Origin of the sequence: Pedobacter sp. N23S346 (genome assembly GCF_048515415.1) — a bacterium.
Classification (GTDB): Bacteria; Bacteroidota; Bacteroidia; order Sphingobacteriales; family Sphingobacteriaceae; genus Pedobacter.
This window is the reverse complement of record NZ_JBLYEE010000011.1, coordinates 47,564-68,909: the sequence shown is the minus strand read 5'-3', so window position 1 is coordinate 68,909 and position 21,346 is coordinate 47,564. Positions and strand designations below refer to the sequence as shown.

General features: G+C 40.6%; 17 protein-coding genes and 1 riboswitch. Of the genes, 14 read left to right on the top strand and 3 right to left on the bottom strand.

Features of this window, described 5'->3' with window-relative positions; all coding sequences use genetic code 11:
• Positions 1 to 162: 162 nt before the first annotated feature.
• From ACN1CD_RS18030 to ACN1CD_RS18015, 4 genes are read left to right on the top strand one after another with little or no spacing between them, the layout of a single operon-like run.
• Positions 163 to 3,510, top strand: coding sequence for a SusC/RagA family TonB-linked outer membrane protein (locus ACN1CD_RS18030; protein ID WP_419131795.1), 3,348 nt, complete (start codon positions 163 to 165; stop codon positions 3,508 to 3,510).
• An 8-nt stretch (positions 3,511 to 3,518) separates the two neighbouring features.
• The gene (locus ACN1CD_RS18025; protein WP_419131794.1) at positions 3,519 to 4,931 is read left to right on the top strand and encodes a RagB/SusD family nutrient uptake outer membrane protein; all 1,413 of its coding nucleotides are present in this window, start codon (positions 3,519 to 3,521) and stop codon (positions 4,929 to 4,931) included.
• Positions 4,932 to 4,934: 3 nt separating this feature from the next.
• Positions 4,935 to 7,499 (top strand): zinc-dependent metalloprotease, encoded by a 2,565-nt coding sequence (locus tag ACN1CD_RS18020; RefSeq protein WP_419131793.1) that lies wholly within the window; start codon positions 4,935 to 4,937, stop codon positions 7,497 to 7,499.
• A 9-nt stretch (positions 7,500 to 7,508) separates the two neighbouring features.
• Positions 7,509 to 8,609, top strand: coding sequence for a redoxin domain-containing protein (locus ACN1CD_RS18015; RefSeq protein WP_419131792.1), 1,101 nt, complete (start codon positions 7,509 to 7,511; stop codon positions 8,607 to 8,609).
• A gap of 193 nt (positions 8,610 to 8,802) precedes the next feature.
• On the opposite strand, the gene ACN1CD_RS18010 is transcribed toward ACN1CD_RS18015, so the two are convergent.
• Positions 8,803 to 9,033, bottom strand: a complete 231-nt coding sequence (locus tag ACN1CD_RS18010) for a hypothetical protein (protein ID WP_419131791.1) — start codon at positions 9,031 to 9,033, stop codon at positions 8,803 to 8,805.
• Between the two features lie 125 nt (positions 9,034 to 9,158).
• On the opposite strand from ACN1CD_RS18010, the gene ACN1CD_RS18005 reads away from it, so the two are divergent.
• The 10 genes from ACN1CD_RS18005 to ACN1CD_RS17960 all read left to right on the top strand — a co-directional run bounded on the left by ACN1CD_RS18005 (position 9,159) and on the right by ACN1CD_RS17960 (position 19,364).
• The gene (locus tag ACN1CD_RS18005; RefSeq protein ID WP_419131790.1) at positions 9,159 to 9,635 is read left to right on the top strand and encodes a MarR family winged helix-turn-helix transcriptional regulator; all 477 of its coding nucleotides are present in this window, start codon (positions 9,159 to 9,161) and stop codon (positions 9,633 to 9,635) included.
• Between the two features lie 201 nt (positions 9,636 to 9,836).
• A riboswitch (TPP riboswitch) is annotated at positions 9,837 to 9,929 on the top strand.
• Positions 9,889 to 10,203 carry a sulfur carrier protein ThiS gene (gene thiS, locus ACN1CD_RS18000; RefSeq protein ID WP_419131789.1) on the top strand — a complete coding sequence of 105 codons (315 nt, stop codon included), beginning with the start codon at positions 9,889 to 9,891 and terminating at the stop codon, positions 10,201 to 10,203. (Overlaps the previous riboswitch by 41 nt.)
• Before the next feature lie 17 nt (positions 10,204 to 10,220).
• Complete coding sequence (gene thiC / locus ACN1CD_RS17995) at positions 10,221 to 12,104, top strand: phosphomethylpyrimidine synthase ThiC (RefSeq protein ID WP_419131788.1); 1,884 nt, start codon at positions 10,221 to 10,223, stop codon at positions 12,102 to 12,104.
• Entirely contained in the window at positions 12,104 to 12,691 is a 588-nt protein-coding gene (locus tag ACN1CD_RS17990) for a thiamine phosphate synthase (RefSeq protein ID WP_419131787.1), read from the top strand. The genes thiC and ACN1CD_RS17990 overlap by 1 nt, the downstream gene beginning before the upstream one ends.
• A 16-nt stretch (positions 12,692 to 12,707) precedes the next feature.
• Complete coding sequence (locus ACN1CD_RS17985) at positions 12,708 to 13,352, top strand: thiamine phosphate synthase (RefSeq protein WP_419131786.1); 645 nt, start codon at positions 12,708 to 12,710, stop codon at positions 13,350 to 13,352.
• A 4-nt stretch (positions 13,353 to 13,356) separates the two neighbouring features.
• Positions 13,357 to 14,124 carry a thiazole synthase gene (locus tag ACN1CD_RS17980; protein WP_419131785.1) on the top strand — a complete coding sequence of 256 codons (768 nt, stop codon included), beginning with the start codon at positions 13,357 to 13,359 and terminating at the stop codon, positions 14,122 to 14,124.
• The gene (thiH, locus tag ACN1CD_RS17975; RefSeq protein WP_419131784.1) at positions 14,117 to 15,229 is read left to right on the top strand and encodes a 2-iminoacetate synthase ThiH; all 1,113 of its coding nucleotides are present in this window, start codon (positions 14,117 to 14,119) and stop codon (positions 15,227 to 15,229) included. Before ACN1CD_RS17980 ends, thiH begins: the two co-directional genes overlap by 8 nt.
• A 9-nt stretch (positions 15,230 to 15,238) precedes the next feature.
• A complete protein-coding gene (gene moeB / locus ACN1CD_RS17970) occupies positions 15,239 to 16,291 on the top strand; it encodes a molybdopterin-synthase adenylyltransferase MoeB (protein WP_419131783.1) in 1,053 nt (350 codons plus the stop codon).
• A complete protein-coding gene (thiD, locus tag ACN1CD_RS17965) occupies positions 16,288 to 17,124 on the top strand; it encodes a bifunctional hydroxymethylpyrimidine kinase/phosphomethylpyrimidine kinase (RefSeq protein WP_419131782.1) in 837 nt (278 codons plus the stop codon). The genes moeB and thiD overlap by 4 nt, the downstream gene beginning before the upstream one ends.
• 929 nt (positions 17,125 to 18,053) lie before the next feature.
• On the top strand, positions 18,054 to 19,364 hold the full coding sequence (locus ACN1CD_RS17960; protein WP_419131781.1) for an ectonucleotide pyrophosphatase/phosphodiesterase: 1,311 nt from the start codon (positions 18,054 to 18,056) through the stop codon (positions 19,362 to 19,364).
• 137 nt (positions 19,365 to 19,501) lie between these two features.
• Here the strand turns inward: ACN1CD_RS17960 and ACN1CD_RS17955 are convergent, their stop codons facing one another.
• Together ACN1CD_RS17955 and ACN1CD_RS17950 are read right to left on the bottom strand one after the other, a co-directional pair.
• Positions 19,502 to 19,645 carry a hypothetical protein gene (locus tag ACN1CD_RS17955; RefSeq protein ID WP_419131780.1) on the bottom strand — a complete coding sequence of 48 codons (144 nt, stop codon included), beginning with the start codon at positions 19,643 to 19,645 and terminating at the stop codon, positions 19,502 to 19,504.
• Positions 19,646 to 20,247: 602 nt separating this feature from the next.
• Positions 20,248 to 21,324 (bottom strand): 1,4-beta-xylanase, encoded by a 1,077-nt coding sequence (locus ACN1CD_RS17950; RefSeq protein ID WP_419131779.1) that lies wholly within the window; start codon positions 21,322 to 21,324, stop codon positions 20,248 to 20,250.
• Positions 21,325 to 21,346 lie beyond the last annotated feature (22 nt).

Sequence of the window (21,346 nt, the reverse complement as noted above, 5' to 3'; positions counted from 1 at the left end):
CTGCTGCGAAGTTTAGAAGCCTGAATTACTAACTAAAAAACCAAACAAATGTACAACAAATTGTTCAAACGGCTAGCCTGTGCGCTAAATTTTAAGCCGTTAACCCAACCAGTTAACCTGCTGCCACCCAGCTTAAAAGCTATACCAATACTAACAAGAATTATGAAATTTTCGTTACTGCAAATTCTGGGTATCGCCATTGCCGTTCAGTTTAGCTGGTCTGCACCAGCAAGTGCACAACTTACCGAGAAACGCATCACTATTGAGTTTTCTGACCAAAAACTAGAGAAGGTATTGAAAACCATCGCAACTAAAGCTCAGTTCAGGCTTGTTTACAGCAACCAACTCTATAAAAATTCGACAGCAATAAGTGGAAATTTTAATAATATTCGTTTAAAGGATTTGTTAGACCGCTTGTTAAAAACAAATAACCTGGCATACGAAGTGGTTAACGATCAGTTTGTGGTCATTAAAGCCAGAAATGAGGTAACAGCTGAACCCACTACAAAGCCCGAAACATCATTAGAAGCCGTGGTAGAAAAGCGTGATGGCTTCGTGGTAAATGGAAAAGTAGTAGATGAGAATAATGAGCCTATGCCAGGAGTGTCTATTCATGTAAAAAATGGTTCGCAAATCGCTTTTACAAATTCAGGTGGAAAGTTTGCTATAGGTGTTTCGGCTCCTAATTCCATCCTCGAATTTAGCTTTGTTGGCTACAGCAATCAAAGCATAACGGTAAATACAGCTGCATATCTGGATGTTAAAATGAAACTAGATCCGGCAAAGCTTGATGAGGTTATTGTGATTGGTTATGGTACCACTACCAGAAGAACAAGTACGGGGTCTCAGTCAGGGCTCAGTGCAAAGGAAATTGAAAATCAACCTGTAACTAATGTACTGCAGGCTATGGCAGCCAGAATGCCTGGTGTATCTATCGTTCAAACGAACGGTTTACCGGGTGCCGGAATAAATGTACAGATTCGGGGTACAAATTCATTGGTTGCCAACCGCAATCGCCCGTTCTACATCATTGATGGTGTTCCCTTTCTTTCTGAACCCATTAACCAGTCCGCGTCAAATACAGCAGTACTGCCATCTGCGGAGGGCAATACAAGTCCAATGAACTCTATTAATCCATCTGATATTGAAAGTATTGAGGTATTAAAAGATGCAGATGCGACAGCCATTTATGGTTCACGCGGAGCAAATGGTGTAGTGTTAATTACAACAAAAAAGGGCAAATCCGGAAAAACAAAGTTTAATGTAAATGCATCAACAGGTGCGTCAGTGGTAAGCCGGTTTGTAGATATGCTACAAACAGACCAATACCTGGCCTTAAGACGGAAAGGTTTTGACAACCTCACTACCATTCCAACAGCACCAACTATTGCTTCTGCACCAGATTTGTTGCAGTGGGATCAAAATGCCAATACCAACTGGCAAAAAGAATTGTTAGGCAATACAGCCAGAACGCATGATGTAAACGCAAACATTTCTGGTGGCGATTCCCGCACTAATTTTTATGTAAGCGGCACTTATCATCAGGAGGGCAATATTTATCCCGGAGAACAAGGTTACCAGAGAGGCGGTGTGAACATGAACCTGAACCATTCATCTGCCGATCAGCGATTCACCATGGGCATGTCTGCAGTTTATTCTACAGATAAAAACAATATCTCCTCTACAGAATTAGCTACTTACGCTTATAACCTTCCCCCAAATTATCCGATTTATAATCCGGATGGCAGTTTATACTGGGTATCGGGATTAAACAATCCTTATGGTTTTTTAAACCAGACCAATGATAACAGAACTACAAGTTTGCTGGGCAGTTTAAACCTGAAGTATACCATAGCTAAAGGGCTGGATTTAAAAACTACCCTGGGCTATAACCGTAGTGAATCTAAACAAGTAACCATCAGGCCACTATCTTCATTAAATACAACATTTAGTGTACCCACTTCGGGCTCTGCATCTTATTCCAACACCTATGCCAATAACTATATTATTGAGCCGCAGATAACCTACAACCAAAAAATTTGGAAGGGCGTATTAAATTTGCTTGCCGGAGGAACATATCAGTCAAAACTTTCACGCCAGCCCTATTATAGCAGTGCTTCAGGTTTTGCTTCTGATGATTTTCTAACAAATCTTGCATTGGCAACTACCATAAGCACCAGCAGTTCATCAAGGGATTATAAATATGCTTCTTTGTTTGGCAGGTTAAACTACAATGTAGAAAATAAATATATTGTAAACCTGAACTTCCGGAGAGACGGATCTTCAAGATTTGGTCCTAACAAAAAATTCGGAAACTTTGGTTCTGTTGGTGCCGCATGGATTTTTACAGAAGAGCATTTTTTAAAGAACAAACCGAGTTGGTTTAGTTTTGGTAAATTACGTGGAAGTTACGGAATAGTGGGTAGCGATGAAATAGGTGATTATCAGTATCTGGCCTCTTATTCGTCTTCCACCGCACTTTACAATGGTTCAACAAGTTTGACTCCTTCCAGAATATCAAATGATAATTTTCAGTGGGAAAGTACAAAAAAACTTGATATTGCCTTAGAATTTGCATTCTTTAAAGACAGGTTATCTTTATCTGCATCTTATTACCGCAATCGCTCTGGTAACCAATTAATTAATTACCCTTTAAGTACACAAACTGGCTTTACCGGATATCAGAGTAATCTGCCGGCAACTGTGCAAAACTCGGGTTTAGAATTTGCTGTAAATAGTACAAATATTAAGACGAAAAACTTCGTCTGGACATCCTCTTTCAATATTAGCAAAAACGAAAACAAACTTTTATCGTTCCCTAATATCGAAAAAACATCATATTATACCACATATATTATCGGCAACCCTATCAACTCTATCTACGCCTATCAGTTTACGGGCATAGATCCGGTTACTAATTTACCGGCATTTACCGATTTTAATGGCATTGGAGGTACAGCTTCTCCAACTACGGGTTTTGCAGCTATTGGTCGCGGAGACCGATATTTTATTGGGAGTTCAAATCCAAATTTTTTCGGGGGATTAACCAATAGCGTTACCTATAAAAACTTCACGCTTGATTTTACCTTCCAGTTTGTAAAGCAAAAAGGAAGAAGTTTAGCCGCATCTTCATTTTATCCTCCGGGATACATGTATAATGCCGCAGCAAGTGTTTTTAATGATTATTTAGCCCTTGGCTCTCCAGACTACCTGGTTACTGCCGGATTAAGTGGTACAAATGGAAGAGCAGCTTACTTTGCATATAACTCATGGACGGGATCTGATGCCAACATTGTAGATGCTTCTTTTATCCGAATGAAGAACGTTAATTTATCTTACTCATTACCGGATAAATGGATCAAAAAAGTTCATGCAGAGAATATCAGAATATTTACTCAGGCACAAAATTTATTTACCATAACCGGATATAAAGGTTTTGATCCAGAATCTCAGGGTGTGGTTACACCTCCACTGCGCACAGTTGTTGCCGGTTTACAATTCACCTTTTAAATTATCAAATGATGTTCAGATCGATAAATAAAATAATATCAGCATGCTTATTGGTAACTATTATGTTGTCTGCATGCGAAAAAACAGTTGAAATTGATCCACCAGTTAATGAAATTACCGACGAACAGGTTTTTTCTTCCGATAGATTAGCGGCCAGTGCACTGGCAGGAATTTACACGGGGATGGCGCAATCATCTGCACAAAGTACAATCGGACCGGTGAATTATTCACTGTTTGCTGATGATTTAACATATGTGGGCTCAAACACTACCCTTTTCGAATCTTTTGGCAATGCCTATAGTACCATAAGCAGTATCCAAACAACCGTATTTAGTGAATGGTATACTATTATTTACAGGGCCAATGCCGTGATAGAGGGTTTACAAAAATACCAGGGAACATCCAATCAGGTAAAAAAACAATTTACGGCTGAAGCAAAAGTGATCCGGGCGTATTGTTATTTTAATCTAATTAATAGTTTTGGCGATGTTCCCCTTATCTTAGAAACAAATGCAGTTGTTACTGCCACGCAGCCGAGAGAAACTGTTTCCAATATTTACACCCAGATTATTGCAGATTTAACTGTGGGAAAATCAGATTTACCAGCAGATTACGCAGCATCATCATCAACCCGCTTAGGTGTAAATAAATTCGTAGCAACAGCCTTATTAGCCAGGGTATATTTATTTATGGGAAATTATACAGAAGCAGAAAGTAATGCATCAGAAGTAATAGCTTCCAGCTTATATAGTCTCATCCCATCAGCCAATATGGCTACTGGCGTATGGACAAAGAATAATGCAGAAAGCATCTGGCAAATGTCTTCTCCTTTAAATCCGGTAAACCAGTATACTGTTGAGGGATCTAACTTTATACCGCTTACGGCTACGATAGTACCTCAATACAATATTCGCGCATCATTTTTACAACAATTTGAATCGACAGACTTAAGGCTAAGAAACTGGACAAGGCAATATGCATTTGGTACAGGAACAGTAACCTTACCGTATAAATATAAATACCCCAATAACCTGCTTGCGGTTGCTGCTGCTGTTGTAGAATCTCCCACTGTACTTCGCCTGGCAGAGCAATATTTAATCAGAGCAGAGGCAAGAGCCAGAATTGGAACAAACCTGCAAGGGGCATTAAGCGACTTAAACCGTATACGGGCACGTGCACAAACAACCTTAAGTGCATCTGCAACTTCAACAGCCTTATTAAATGAGACCCTTGCTGAATTTAGAAAAGAATTTTTCTGTGAGCAATCTCACCGCTGGTTTAATATAAAGAGACTTGGACAGGCTGATGCCATTTTATCTGCTATAAAAACCGGATACAGACCGGAAGCCAAACTACTTCCTATACCTACCGCAGCAATTGATGCTAATCCTAACCTTACTCAAAATCCAGGTTACCAATAAAACATGAAAAAACAAATATTAAAATTTACTGCTGGGCAAAAAAGCCTGGCAGTGGCTACAGCTTTGCTCCTTTTTACGGCAAGCTCTTGCTCTATTTTTAAAAATAAGAAGAAACAGAAAGCCCAGGCGGCCATTTCTGCTGCCGCCGGTGCCAAGCCTAAGGCAGATTCCGTTAAAAATGCCATTAAGCCTTACAGCGAAATTATTACCCCGAAGGCGGTAACGCAAAAAGGATTATTTACGGTGCATAAAATTGGCGATAAATACTTTTTTGAAATCCCTAATCAGTTATTAAAAAAAGAAATTCTTGCGGTTAACCGTTTAAGTAAATCTACCCCGGGAGCAGGGAATTACGGTGGCGAGCAAGTCGGTGCCCGTGTAGTTTACTGGGAATTAGGGCCAAGCAATAAGCTGTTTCTAAAAGTTTCGGCCACCGTTAGCATTGCCGATTCTACAGATATGATTTCTAAGGCGGTGGCCAGCTCGAACTTAAACCCGATTATGGCAGCTTTCCCAATTAAGGCAAAAAGTAAAGATTCATCAGCTGTAGTTATCGATGTTACTGATTTCTTAATTAGCGAATCTCCATTATTATCTTTCGATGCGGAGAATAAAAAATCTTATGGCCTGGGGATGCAGGCTGCAGATCGCTCCTACATTGAAAGTGTAAAAAGTTTTCCCATCAACACCGAAATAAAAAGTGTTAGAACCTATACCGCTACGGGTAAATTGCCTGCTGCAAGTGAGGCAGGTGCCGTTACTTTAGGCATGAATACTTCCTTTGTAAAGCTCCCGGATAACGCCATGAGAAAACGTATTTATGATAGTCGCGTAGGTTATTTTGCCAGTGCAAATATTAGATATAACGATAATCAGCAAAAGGTAGAGCAAGAAGCTTTTGTTCACCGCTGGAGATTGGAGCCAAAAGATGAAGATATAGAAAAGTTTAAAAATGGTGAATTGGTTGAGCCAAAAAAACAAATTATTTATTATATCGATCCCGCAACGCCTAAAAGATGGAGACCTTTTCTAATTGCCGGAGTTAACGATTGGCAAAAAGCTTTTGAACAAGCTGGTTTTAAAAATGCCATTGTTGGCAAAGAATGGCCTGAGGCGGATACCACTATGAGTTTAGATGACGCCCGTTTTTCAGTTATCCGTTATTTTGCTTCCCCACAACAAAATGCTTATGGTCCAAACATCGCTGACCCACGTACGGGTGAGATTTTAGAAAGTCACATCGGCTGGTACCATAACGTGATGAATTTAGTACACCGCTGGTATATGATTCAGGCTGGTGCAATAGATCCTAAAGCCCGTAAAAATAAATTTGATGATGAATTAATGGGACAGTTAATCCGTTTCGTTTCTTCACATGAAATCGGTCATACACTAGGCTTACGTCATAATATGGGGGCAAGCAGTACTGTTCCGGTAGAAAAACTACGCGATAAAAAATGGGTAGAGGCGCATGGACATACACCATCTATTATGGATTATGCCCGTTTTAATTATGTGGCCCAGCCAGAAGATCAGGTTAGTGAAGTGGGCATATTTCCACGCATTAATGATTATGATAAATGGGCGATACAATGGGGTTATAAACCAATTTTCGGAACCGCAAACGCTCAGGAAGACAAGAAAATTCTTAATAAAATTACCATCGATAGTCTGGCTTCAAACAAAAGACTTTGGTTTGGTGGTGAGGGTAGAGATTATGATCCACGTTCGCAATCTGAGGACTTGGGAGATGATCCCGTTAAAGCCAGTTTATACGGAATTAAAAACCTGAAAAGAATTGTTCCTCAGTTAAATAACTGGACTAAAGAAGAAGGAGAAGGTTACGGTAGTTTGAAAGAAATGTATAAAGAAGCTGTTGATCAATATACCCGTTACGCTTTTCATGTGATGAAAAATATGGGTGGTGTAATGGTTACCGAAAGAACTTCCGATCAACCTGGCGCTATCTATCAACCTGTTAGCCTGGCTAAGCAGAAGGAAGCTATTAAATATTTTAATGACCAGGTATTTACTACCCCAAAATGGTTATTAGATAAACAAATTTTGAATAAAATAGATCCAGGTTTTTCATTCAACGATGTTCAGATTGCCCAGCAGCAGATTGTGGGTGCGGTAACTTCGCAAAGCAGATTATACCGCATGATGGTTAACCAACGCGATTATGGTAAGGGTGTTTACTCTCCAGCTCAATGGCTTAATGATTTAAAAGGCAGTATTTTTTCTGAATTAAAATCAGGTAAAGCTACTGATGAATACCGTCGGGCATTACAAAAAATGTATGTAGGAAGCATTATTACCATGTATAACAAACGTTTTGCATTGCAAGGTTCTACAGATAATATTTTGGCATCAGTAACACCAACAGATGTTTTATTGTATTCAAATGTAAAATCGTTGGCATTTGCACATTTAAAAGCTTTACGCAGAGATATTGGTAAGGGAATTTCTACCGCAAAAGATCAGGATACAAAAATACATTTTGAGTATTTAAAGCAAATGTTAGATAAAATAGTAAAGGAATCGCCTATTCCCGGTTTAAATTATTAAAAATTGATCATGAAAAATTCCAAAAGTCAAAGAAAGGATAGCTTTTTTATTGCATTATCCATCGTTATATTATATACTGCATTATCTGGATTTATTTCTTCAGGCTATGTTATTGAAGGTGAAATTAAGGCAACAGATGGCGCTAAGCTATTCCTGTCTTATCGTTATGGAGGTAAGGATATTGTAGATTCTGGAGTAATCAGGGGCAACCGCATTTCTTTGACCGGAATTCTTCCGGAAGCAGTTATTTGTACTTTAAGCAATACATTAAACCAACAGATAAAAATTATTATTGCTCAAAACGAACGTATTAAAATCAATGGCACTATTGATCAATTTTATACACTTAAAATTGATGGGGCGAGTGAAAATATGCTTTTTCAATCTTTTAAAGACCAAAGCTTAAATATCTCGGGCGATTACAGGAAAGAATTGAAAGCAATTGGTGGAGATATCCATAATAAAATGAGTGTTCCCTATTTAAAATTTCGCACAAGGGTAGATAGTTTAACAACAGAATTTGTTAAGGCGCACCCAAACGCAACATCATCATCTTTGGCGATTATTGATAGTTACATGAACAACACCGATGCTGATAAGGCCGCCACTTGCTACAACTTACTTTCTAATGCAGGCAAAAATACAGTTTACGGCAAACGCATTAAGCAATTTATCGGAACGAGTTCAGTTATAGCGCCAGGTAATGAAGCACCGGATTTTAAACTTTCAGACCTTGATGGTAAGGCAAAGAAATTAAGCGATTACCGTGGAAAATATGTCTTTATTGATTTCTGGGCCAGCTGGTGTCCACCTTGCAGAGCGGAACACCCTATGCTTAGAAAACTTTATAAAGAATATAATCAGAAGATAACATTTATCAGTCTTTCTATGGATGCCAGTGATCAATCATGGAGAAAAGCAGTAACTGCAGATCAATTAACATGGACGCAATTGAATGATCCCCTTTCCACTAATGGAGAGGTTGCAGATAGTTATGGCGTAAAAGCCATCCCATTCAATTGTGTTATTGATCCTGATGGAAAAATTCTGGCAACGAAACTTCGGGGTAAGGATCTGGAAAATTTTATCGCACAGCTTTTCAAACAATAACGCCAGTATAGTTAATTATAACATGGTTAAGATTTGATCTTAAATCTTTTACAACACAATCACCCGTTATTAAGACCTTACAGGTTAGCATTTTAACTTACTTGTAAGGTTTTTTTTTATATCTGCTCAGCCCCTATCGGAAAGCCGACAAATTCCGCATAGCAGCATTGAAATTTAATTTAATTGCAGCGTTTTAGCAAACAAATACTTCCTCAACGGTACACCTCAATCCCACTTCTTTAATCGCGTTTGATACCGGACCGTCAATTTTTTGCTGTGAGGAGATTCTCAAGACCTTATCGCAGTCTGCAAAATCAATTGTCCATTCGTTTATTTCTGTAAAGGCACTCAAACAGTTAGAAACTACATTAAGCTCGGCTTCTTCTGTTATATTGGTATACATGATGGTGATGTAATTGTTCATATTTTCCCCTAATGTTAATTTGATTGAGAAAGAGAAAAGTTGATAATCTCCTTCCGAAACAAAAGTAATCAATTATTACCAAGTAGTAATCAAAGATTATGAAATATTTATTTTATTTTTGTTTGATGGAAAAAGACATAGATGAAAAATTACGGGAGCTTGAACAAATGCACGACAGGAATTGGCAACGAATAAGTTTCAACCTTCGTAAGCATTTAGATTCCTGGTCGCACTCCAATGTTGATCCAAACTGGAAGGATATGAAACTATCTTACTGGCCTGTAATCTGTAACATCGGAATAGATGGCTGCACGCCTTCAGAGATTTCCAGAAAATCAATGATTCCGAAGCAAAACATCAGCCGAACCATCAAAGAACTAGAGGCGCTCGGCATGGTTTCCAGTAAAGCCAACGAAGCTGATAAGCGAAGTGATGTGATTGTGCTCACGGATGAAGGAAAGCAGCTCATTTACGAAACGAATAGTCATGTACTGGAAATGAATGATATTTATCGCGAAGTAGTAGGCGCTAAAGAACTTGAAATTACCTTGACTGCGCTAAATAAAATTTTGGCTTACCACGAAAATTTTCAGAAAAAGTAGCGAAAAAGTGCCATCGAACCTTAAATATTATATCTACATTTAAAAAAATGCAAGCTGTACATTACGCTTGAATTTTTGCAAAAAAGCCATTTTTCATCCGCTGAATCAATAAAAATTGATCTTTCCTATAGTTTTTTTCTAAGAGGAATTAACCTTCTAAAAAAATAATTTGGCTATTCTTAAAAGTTTTCTATAAGTTTACCGCAACTTTAGGGGTGTCCTTCGCGGACTGAGATAATACCCTTTGAACCTGATGCAGTTAGTACTGCCGAAGGGAAAAGTGATGACAACTTATGCCATATTAAGTTGTTTTTTCTTTCCTCCATACGGGGCCATTCCTAAAAGTTATTTTTTTAGAAATAGAATGGAAATCACCGTAAATCAACAAAATTACCAGGTTACCGATGTTTGCACCATGCAGCATTTAATCACCGATGTGTTAAATACACCATCTAATGGTATTGCTGTGGCTGTTAATCAGTCTATCATTTCTAAAACTGCCTGGGAGAACCACCTCCTCCATCCCGGCGATCAGGTCATCATCATTAAAGCCACACAAGGCGGCTAACAATAAATCTCAAGAAAATGAAGCAAGAAAAAATTCCAACAGACCAGGTATTAACCACCACTCCTTTTGCGGCCTCGAAAAAAGTTTTTGTGCAGGGCCAGTTGCACGATATCCAGGTGGCCATGAGGGAAATTACTTTAAGCGACACCAAAATCCATGGTCGTTTTGGGGAGACAGAACCAAATGCACCTGTAACGGTTTACGATACAAGCGGCCCATACACGGACATAAATGCAGTAATCGACGTTAAAAAAGGCTTATCGCGCTTGCGCGAAAAATGGATTACCAATAGAGGTGATGTAGAACAACTTGATTACATTTCATCAGATTATGGGCAGCAGCGACTGCACGATCAAAGCCTCGATCACCTGCGTTTCAACCATACCACTAAACCCTTTCGCGCACGGGCCGGGATGAATGTATCGCAAATGCATTACGCCAAAAAGGGGATCATCACTCCTGAGATGGAATACATTGCCATCCGCGAGAACCAGCGGATCGATCTTTTGAAAGAACAACTGAATGATCAATATGACATTATGAACCACCAGCATCAGGGCCACAGCTTTGGTGCTAATACCCCCAAAGGCGCCATTACGCCCGAGTTTGTGAGGCAGGAAGTGGCTGCCGGACGGGCGGTAATTCCATGTAATATCAATCATCCGGAAATAGAACCAATGATTATTGGCCGCAATTTCCTGGTAAAAATTAACGCCAATATTGGCAATTCTGCCGTAACCTCAAGCATTGAAGAAGAGGTAGAAAAAGCAGTTTGGGCTTGCCGCTGGGGGGCAGATACGATCATGGATCTTTCTACCGGAAAGAACATTCACGAAACCCGCGAATGGATTATTCGAAATTCGCCTGTTCCAATCGGAACGGTGCCGATTTACCAGGCTTTAGAAAAAGTGAATGGTAAGGCAGAAGACCTCACCTGGGAATTGTTCCGAGATACCTTGATTGAGCAGGCCGAACAAGGAGTAGATTATTTTACCATACACGCTGGCGTTTTGTTGCGTTATGTGCCGTTAACGGCCAAACGCATCACAGGGATTGTTTCCCGTGGCGGATCAATCATGGCAAAATGGTGCCTGGCGCATCACAAAGAAAATTTCCTATACACCCATTTTGAGGAGATCTGCGAAATTATGAAAGCGTACGACGTCTCCTTTTCTTTAGGTGATGGATTGCGCCCGGGTTGTATTGCAGATGCGAATGATGCGGCTCAATTCGGTGAACTGGAAACACTCGGCGAACTCACTAAAATCGCCTGGAAGCACGATGTACAAACCATCATCGAAGGCCCCGGCCACGTACCGATGCATTTAATTAAGGAAAATATGGAGAAGCAATTGCAACACTGTTCTGAAGCGCCTTTTTATACTTTAGGTCCATTAACTACAGATATTGCACCTGGTTATGATCACATTACTTCTGCAATTGGCGCTGCAATGATCGGCTGGTTTGGAACGGCAATGTTATGTTATGTTACGCCAAAAGAACACCTTGGCTTGCCAAACAAAAAAGACGTAAAGGATGGTGTAATTACTTATAAAATCGCTGCCCATGCTGCAGATCTGGCTAAAGGTCACCCTGGCGCACAATACCGCGACAACGCATTAAGCAAGGCACGGTTTGAATTCAGATGGGAAGATCAGTTTAACCTTTCGCTTGACCCCGATACCGCTAAGGAGTTTCATGATGAAACGCTACCTGCTGAAGGTGCCAAGATTGCGCATTTCTGTTCCATGTGCGGACCAAACTTCTGTTCGATGAAAATTACACAAGATGTAAGGGAATACGCCAAAGAAAATGGTATGGGAGAAGAAGATGTGCTGGCAAAAGGCATGGCAGAAAAATCAAAGGAATTTACAGAAAAAGGAAGCGAAATCTATTTATAATGGAGTTGATTGTCATATCCGATCCGGAATCATTTGCAAATGAAGCATCAACGATCAACCGGCTTTTCGAAGCCGGAATGACCCGCTTTCATTTGCGAAAACCAAATTGGAGTGGCAATCAATGCATTAATTTGTTAAGAGATATAGATCAGGTATTTCATTCGAATATCGCTTTGCATCAATATCATTTTCTGATAAATGAAATCAATACCAAACGCTTGCATTATACGGAAAAGCATCGCCTTTCTACCAATAAAGAAGAGATTGATCATCAGAAGCAAAAGGGCTGTATCTGTAGTACCGCTGTTCATCAACTAAAAGAAATATCACTTTTAACTGACTTTGATTATGTTTTCTTTAGTCCGGTGTTTAACAGCATTTCCAAACCAGGTTACCAAAGCAAATTGGATAAGGATTTCATTTTAGACAAAGTAAATCCAGCACCCGCGATTATTGCATTGGGTGGAATAGACGAAAATAACCTATTTAAAATCAGACAAATGCAATTTAATGGCGCAGCGGTATTAGGCGCAATCTGGAAGAAGCCCGAACAAGCCGTTTCCATTTTTAAGAAATTAAATGAATGAATTAAGAACTAAGAGGATGATAGACAGACTTCATTACATCTCCCAGCAGCCGGAGAACGGAACGCATTTAACAGCCATCAGGGCGGCGCTGGAAGCTGGCGCCAAATGGATCCAGCTGCGGATTAAGTTTGAATCAAAAGAAAATATACTGCAATATGCGCTGAACGCTGTGGCTTTGTGCAATGAACATGGTGCTAAACTCATTGTAAATGATCACCCCGAAATTGCGATGGAAGCTGGCGCTTATGGCTTGCACCTGGGGTTGGAAGATATGCCTGTCGAAAAGGCGAGGAATATAGTTGGCCTGGATATGATCATCGGCGGCACTGCTAATACCTTCGAACACATTCAGCAAAGAGTGACTGAAGGTGTGGATTATATCGGCCTCGGGCCTTATCGTTTTACCAAGACCAAGCAAAAGCTGAGTCCGATTTTGGGTCTGGAAGGCTATGCAGCAATCATCAGACAGGTTAACCAGGCGGGAATTAAAACCCCAATTATTGCAATTGGTGGCATAGAAACACAAGATATCCAAAGCATTAAAGAAATTGGTTTATACGGTGTGGCCGTTTCGGGCGCAATTACTTATGCTGCCGATCCGGCTTCTACAGTTACCCAGATGTATGAATATGTAAATCACAACTCCTTAAAAGAAGCTTAAAAACATGCTAAAAATAGCCGATAAAACATTCAGCTCACGTCTTTTCACCGGGACCGGAAAATTTAGTTCTTCCTCTTTAATGGAAGAAACATTGCTGGCATCCGGTTCAGAACTAGTTACAGTTGCCCTAAAACGAGTTGACATTAAGAATAATGAAGAAGATGATTTATTGATTCGTTTGAAATACCCGCACATCAATTTATTGCCCAATACTTCGGGGGTAAGAAATGCTAAAGAAGCGGTGTTCGCCGCTCAACTGGCGCGTGAAGCCTTGGAAACCAACTGGATTAAATTAGAAATTCATCCAGACCCAAAATATCTCATGCCCGACCCTATTGAAACCTTAAAAGCAACTGAAGAATTAGCCAAGCAAGGCTTTATCGTTTTGCCCTACATCCATGCCGACCCTGTTTTATGCAAACGCTTGGAAGATGCAGGTACAAGTGCGGTGATGCCTTTGGGTTCGCCAATTGGCAGCAACAAAGGTTTGAAAACGATCGATTTTTTAGAGATAATCATCAGCCAAAGTAACGTTCCGGTGGTGATTGATGCAGGAATTGGTTCTCCATCTGATGCGGCCTGGGCCATGGAAATCGGTGCCGATGCGGTACTGGTGAACACCGCCATTGCCGTCTCGAGCAACCCGGTAAAAATGGCGGCAGCCTTTAAAATGGCTGTAGAAGCTGGAAGAATGGCCTTTGAAGCAAAATTAGCTTCGCCTGTTTCACATGCCATCGCCAGTAGTCCCCTAACCTCTTTTTTAGATGAATAGCTTTAACGACCTTTTCGAAACTTATAGCTGGGACGATACCAAAGCCAGCATCTACGCCAAAACTGCGACCGATGTAGAACGGGCTTTGGCTTCCCCAAAAAGAACTTTAGAAGATTTTAAGGCTTTAATTTCCCCTTCAGCAGCACCCTATCTGGAGCAAATGGCAAAGATTAGTCAGCAGCTAACACAAAAGCGTTTTGGCAAGGTGCTGCAAATGTATGTGCCGCTCTATTTATCAAATGAGTGCAACAACATCTGCACCTACTGTGGTTTCAGTTATGATAATAAAGTGAAACGCAAAACGCTTTCAGCGATGGAAATAATGCAGGAAGTTGCGGCACTAAAAAAGATGGGTTACGATCATGTGCTACTTGTTACCGGGGAAGACAATTTGAATGTGCATGTAGATTATTTCAAAAAAGTACTGGAACTGATCAGACCACATTTCGCCCATATTTCTATGGAGATTCAACCCATGGATGTGGAAGATTATGATCAGTTAACGCCATACGGCTTAAATACGGTATTGGTTTACCAGGAAACCTATCACCAGGAAGACTATAAAAAGCATCACCCAAAGGGGAAAAAATCGAACTTTAAATACCGGGTAGAAACGCCAGACCGGCTCGGCAAAGCAGGCATCCACAAAATGGGACTTGGGGTTTTAATTGGCCTGGAAGATTGGCGCACCGATTGTTTTTTCACTGCACTGCACCTGAATTACCTGGAGAAAAAATATTGGCAAAGCAAATATAGCCTTTCATTCCCGAGGCTACGTCCCTTTAGCGGCGGATTAGAACCTAAAGTTGAAATGATCGACAGGGAGCTGGTGCAACTTATTTGTGCTTACCGCTTATTTAACGAAGAAGTAGAACTGTCAATCTCTACCCGCGAATCGCCTCGTTTTCGAAATAACATCATCAAGTTGGGAATCACCTCGATTAGCGCGGGTTCAAAAACAAATCCAGGTGGCTACGTGGTGGCGCCAGAATCGCTGGAACAATTTGAAATCAGCGATGAACGTAGTCCGGCCGAAATTGCGCAGTTGATTGAGGCACAAGGCTACGAAGCCGTATGGAAAGATTGGGATAATTGCTTAGCTTAAACGACAAAGATGCTGACCAAAGAAGAATTAAAACAATATAACCGCCAACTCATTCTCCCAGAACTGGGGATTAACGGGCAGGAAAAACTGAAAGCATCTAAAGTACTGATGATTGGTGCGGGAGGTTTGGGCTGCCCTGTTTTACAATACCTGGTGGCCGCCGGCGTAGGGACTATTGGAATTGTAGATGATGATGTCGTGGATGTGAGCAACCTGCACCGCCAGATTTTATATTCCCTTGCGGATGTGGGTGAACCGAAGGCCGCCATAGCGAAACAAAAACTCCAACAGCTTAATCCGTTTGTAAACATCATCACCCATCAGGAAAAGATAACCCCAGAGAATGCCGCAAGACTTATTGCTTCATATGATTTGGTTATAGATGGCTCGGATAATTTTCCGACCAGATACCTGGTAAATGACACCTGTGTATCGCTGGGCAAAACACTCGTTTTTGGTTCTATCTTTAAGTTCGAAGGACAGGTTTCCGTTTTTAATTATGAGCAAGGGCCAAACTATCGGGATATTTTTCCGGAAGCACCTACAGAAAATGAAGCTCCAAATTGTGCTGAAATTGGCGTGATTGGCATCTTGCCCGGGATGATTGGCACCTATATGGCCAATGAAGCAATAAAGATAATTTGTGAGATTGGCGAAACACTTTCCGGCAAATTACTCACCTTAAATGCCTTAAACAATAGCTTCAATATATTTAAAATAAGCACTCAAATTCAAGAAACGCAGCAACCAAAAGCAACTGAGCAAAAATTTACAGAAAACTCCGACACTGAAATTTCGTTGGAGGTTTTGAAAACTTGGCTGGCCGAAATGCCCGAACAAATACATTTGGTCGATGTACGGGAAGATTATGAATTTGAGGAATACAATATTGGTGGCGAAAACATCCCGGTTTACGATCTTGGCAAATATATTTCATCATTCCCGTTGGATAAAAAACTGGTATTCATTTGCCAAACAGGACAGCGAAGTAAAATGGCCGTGCAGATTGCCAGGCCACTTTTCGAAGGTGAAATTTTCTGTGTAAAAGGTCGGATTTCATGAATCAAAGCCACAAATATATTTCCGTTTTAACCATTGCCGGATCAGATAGCGGAGGTGGTGCCGGCATACAAGCCGATCTTAAAACATTCAGTGCGCTGGGCTGCTACGGAACCTCAGCCATTACGGCCATAACGGTGCAAAATACTGTAGGCATAAAGGCCGTTCATCAGATTCCCCCGGAAATTGTAACAGGCCAAATTAAAGCAGTAATGGATGACATTAAACCAACAGCCATTAAAATTGGCATGATTCATTCTTCCGAATTAGCCAGGGCGATTGCCTTAACCTTAAAGGATTACCCAAATGTTCCGATTATATTTGATCCAGTAATGGTCTCCACCAGCGGTTACCGCCTGATTCAAAGCGACACCATTGCCCTATTTCAACAGCAAATATTTCCTTTGGCTACCCTGATTACGCCCAATTTGGATGAAGCCGAAATACTCGCCAATATGAAAATCCAGAATGTAGATGATATGAAAGAAGCAGCCAGCAGAATGATTAGCTCAGGGTGTAACGCAGTCTTGGTAAAAGGCGGGCATTTGAAAGGACCAAATCTTGTTGATGTATACCTAGATCAAAATGGAGTTCATAAAAGTTTCAAATCTATGGCTATCCAGACACCGAACACTCATGGGACGGGTTGTACGCTTTCCTCCGCCATTGCTGCTTTTGTGGCTTTGGGCAATGATCTGCAAGAGGCGATTGAGAAAGCAAAACAATATGTAGCGCAAGCAATTATTTCCGGAAAAGATGTTAAAACTGGTGAAGGCCAAGGTCCGCTAAACCATTTCTTCGATGCAAAAAATCTAATAAAAAATGTGTTGACTTAAATTGCTTAAAAACCTGATAAGCAGCCTAAAAATTATAATTTATCAACTTACGAAATTTCAAAAGCCTGTACGTTGATTTTCGTTCATTAAATTTCGACAGTTTTGAAGAGTTAGATAATTATTCATTGCCTTTTATTCCCAGGTCTGCGACTACCTTCAGATAGAATCACAATCGCCGTTTATCTCCATTGGACTATTTCATGAACACCTCTTCGATGTGCATTTTTATGCATCTTGCTAACCAACTTTAATAAACCACAAGCCTTACCGAAGAACGCCGTCAATCCCAAAGGCCGAGGAAATCAAAAAACAGTTGTTCAAATAGTACAAATGGCACTAACAAACCTTAAACGCAGTGGTTTTGTATTCATAAAGACTGGTTCAATTTTAAAAAGTATTGAACACAAAACGAAGTGCCACTGTTTTTTGATGAGTGCAGGATAGTGTCAAAGGCCCCTAGTTGGATTGACAAAGCGCTTTGGGTACTTTGGCGCTGCAAAGTACCATGCCCCCGCGGCAAAGAGCGGGAAAAAAATATTTACCAATTAGTGATTTCCAAACGATAGTCCTTTAGAAGGATGCAAAAAAGGTACGAAGGTTAAAATCCCACAACAAAGGTCACCAAAACTTCGCAAGTTGATATTCATTCATAAAGTTTATACAATCTCTAAGCATTTCATAAAGTAAATGCGCAGTAAAATTCACATAGACATAACATAAATTGGCTGCCTTTAATTTTAGGATTAAGTACATTTGCTGCGCAATTTTCGGCACTAAAAAAGGCTTGCCGGGAAAATTCAGTAGATAAAAAGCCATGTGCTACAATAGAATTTAAATCAATTGGATGAGTAAGCGAAAGATTCTAACATTAAAAAAATCGTTTGACTATCGCTTGCAATTCCACCTGTAATTTATCTCCAGATATATAAATGAAGAAAAACCATTATACCTTCCCGTTCCTCCTGATTATCATTCTATTTATTGTTAACAACACCGTTCAGGCACAGACAGACACCAGCGAGCATGTTATTTCAGGTCGCCATAATGCCACAAATCAACTTAAAAAACCTTATGTTATTCTGGTCTCGGCTGATGGTTTTCGTTATGATTATGCCAGTCGCTATCACGCAGATAACTTATTAAAGTTAAGTGCAGATGGGGTACTGGCAGAATCGATGATCCCGAGCTTTCCATCCGTAACTTTCCCCAATCATTACACTATTGCAACAGGTATGTATCCTTCTCACCATGGTTTGGTAAACAATACTTTTCTGGATGAGCGCACAGGCGAAAGGTATTCGATGAGCGCAAAATCGAAAGTTAGAGATGGCAAATGGTATGGTGGCGTACCGCTATGGGTATTGGCAGAAGAACAAAATATGATCTCTGCAAGCATGTTTTGGGTAGGATCTGAAGCAGCGATTAAAGGCATTCGCCCCAGCTATTATTATGATTATACAGAACAGATTAGCGTAGATAAAAGAATTGAAATTATCAAAAATTGGTTGAGCCTGTCTGAAGAAAAAAGGCCGCATTTAATTACGTTTTATCTATCAGAACCAGATCACGCTGGTCATACTTATGGCCCCGATGCGCCCCAAACTGAAGCAGCAGTGAAGATGGTAGATTCTGTGATTAATCAGCTGACCAAAGCCATTGAACCTTTGGGCCTTCCGGTAAATTATATTTTTGTTTCTGATCATGGCATGACTGCCGTAGACCGGGATCATCCTATCGCTACCCCAAAAGCCATTGATACTGCAAAATATGTGATTGCTTCGTCAGGCACATTGATGGATATTCATTCGAAAAACAAACAAGACACCAGGCCTTTATACGAAATTTTGAAAAGTCAGGAAGGCACCGATTACAAAGCCTATCTCAAAACGGAGATGCCAGCACACTTTCATTATAACGCAACCGATGATCGTTTAAACAGAATTGGCGATATTCTTTTGATACCTGAATGGCCTAAGGTATTTTCTAACCGCAAGCCCGGAATTGGTCACCATGGTTTCGATCCACTGCAGGTGAAAGACATGCATGCCACTTTTATGGCCTGGGGTCCTGCCTTCAAAAAGCATTTAAAAATTCCTTCATTCGAAAATGTAAATGTTTACCCACTGATTACCGAAATTTTAGGGCTGTCCTATCAACATGAAATAGATGGAAAGATAGAAGTACTAAAACCAATTCTGAAAGATACACGGGAGTCCAAACAAAGGATCAGCGACAAATAATATTAAAAAGAGACGATGGAAGAAGAAAAAGCCCTTCGGCTACTAGCCGACGAAAGAATTAGCGGTTGGTGAGACACCAACCACTAGATTGGATGCATCGTTTCACCTTGCGATCGGCACTCTATATTTCCACCCTGCTATCCGGCATAGGAAATGATGGAAGGAGAAGCCGTTGAAATTTTTGCACCCTCATTCAAATACTTCAAACCCAAGGTAGCGCGAATGGCTCCTAAAGATCCATTCCTATTAAAAAAGAAATCGAGCCCTTGCGCTACCGCCATTTAAATTTCGACGAGCTAATCCGACATCAGATCCAAGCCTTGATTTTTGCTTCTTTTCATCAAGGAAAAGAAGAAAGCCCATCGGCGGCTAGCCGAAGCAAGCCAGCACAGCGGAAAAGATGGTCTCTATCCGCCTAGCGGCACCTTTCCCCGGGAGGGAAAGAGCGCAGAAAAAAAACATATTTCGCACCTTGCTATTGCCACCCTACTCGCTTAAATAATTTTCCCGCAGATTAAGAAGATTTCCACAGAAGCGAGCGGCAAAAATCTGCGATAATCATTTAGATCTGCAGGTCCAACCTTTGCCTTATGCTGGAGGACGAATCTACTAGCAAAATCGTCCTTGCGAGGAAGTACGACGAAGCAATCTATTTTGAAGATTCTTCAATGGAGATTGCTTCAGCAGATGAAGCCCCTACAATAACGGTTTTTCTTTAGGTCCTGAATCAAGTTCAGGATCACGACCGTTTTAACCCGCCGTTCATACAAATGCGAAAAAAGGTTCGGTGTTGAACGAAGTCAATAGATAAAAACGCAGAGATTCTTCGTGCCTCAGGATGAAATTTATAATACAGCCTCCTGGTATTTAAATAACAAGCTTGCTATTGATCATTCAATCTTTTAATTAAATCTACTTCTTCTTTTTTGTAAGGTGTTCCATCTTTTCTGAAAACTTCGTGGAACCATTCTTTCGGTTCTTCACCATTTTTAAGTGGGGTATCCCAGGCATATTTTGTATTCGATTTACCGTCAACCAGGCCCCAGTTAATCGCACCAATATTCTCCTTTTTTAACAGCGGCATTACATTTTCAAAATGGCTTCCCCTGGTTCTGGCCATGTACTCTGTACAAATCATCGGGCGGCCATGCGAGCGAAGCATATCAATTACCCTTTGATGCCACTGTGGTTCTTCATAATCATGGTAAGTAATCACATCAGAATTTAAAGCCTGAAAAGCATTTAACTCTTTATAATCCCAGGCCCACAAGCCAGCACTGATGGGCTGCTCGGGATTAACCGCCCTGGCCCAGGTAAATACGCTTTTTAATAGCGGATAGGAACTGGTTAACTTCCCGGAATTGCCAGGTTCGTTGTATAAATCCCAAAGGAGAATGCGTTTGTCGGTTTTAAAATGCGTCATTACATCTTTTACATAGCGCTCCAGGGCCGGAAAATTGGCTTCCTGTTTAGAATAAGGATCACCGGGATCCTGCACCCACCCAGAGTTGTGAATGCCGGTTTTTGGTTCTGGTTGCTTGCCTGGTTTGGCCTGTTTATTCCAACAATCATCAAAAAATACGAAAATAGTTTTGATCTGGTGTTTGTTCGCTATGGTCAGGTATTGATCCACACGTTTTTTAAAACCCTGTTGATCTTGTTTCCAGGCGAGGCTATGCAGGTAAACCCGCATGGTATTGAAACCGATTCCTTCTGCCCAACCCAGTTCCTTATCTATCGTAGCCGGATCAAAGGTATCTGCCTGCCACATTTCCAGCTGATTAATGGCTGTACTGGGCAGAAAATCGGCGCCGTTAATCCATTTATATTGTTTGTACCAGGCATTGGCCTTGTCTATCGACCAGACTTTCCCCACTACGGGTACGCTGTTTTGCGCGTAAGTAATGGAGGCTGCATTCAGGAAAAATAATAGCAGGTAGTTAAAAGGTTTTCTCATCATTTGGTTAGGTTGTATTTTAATG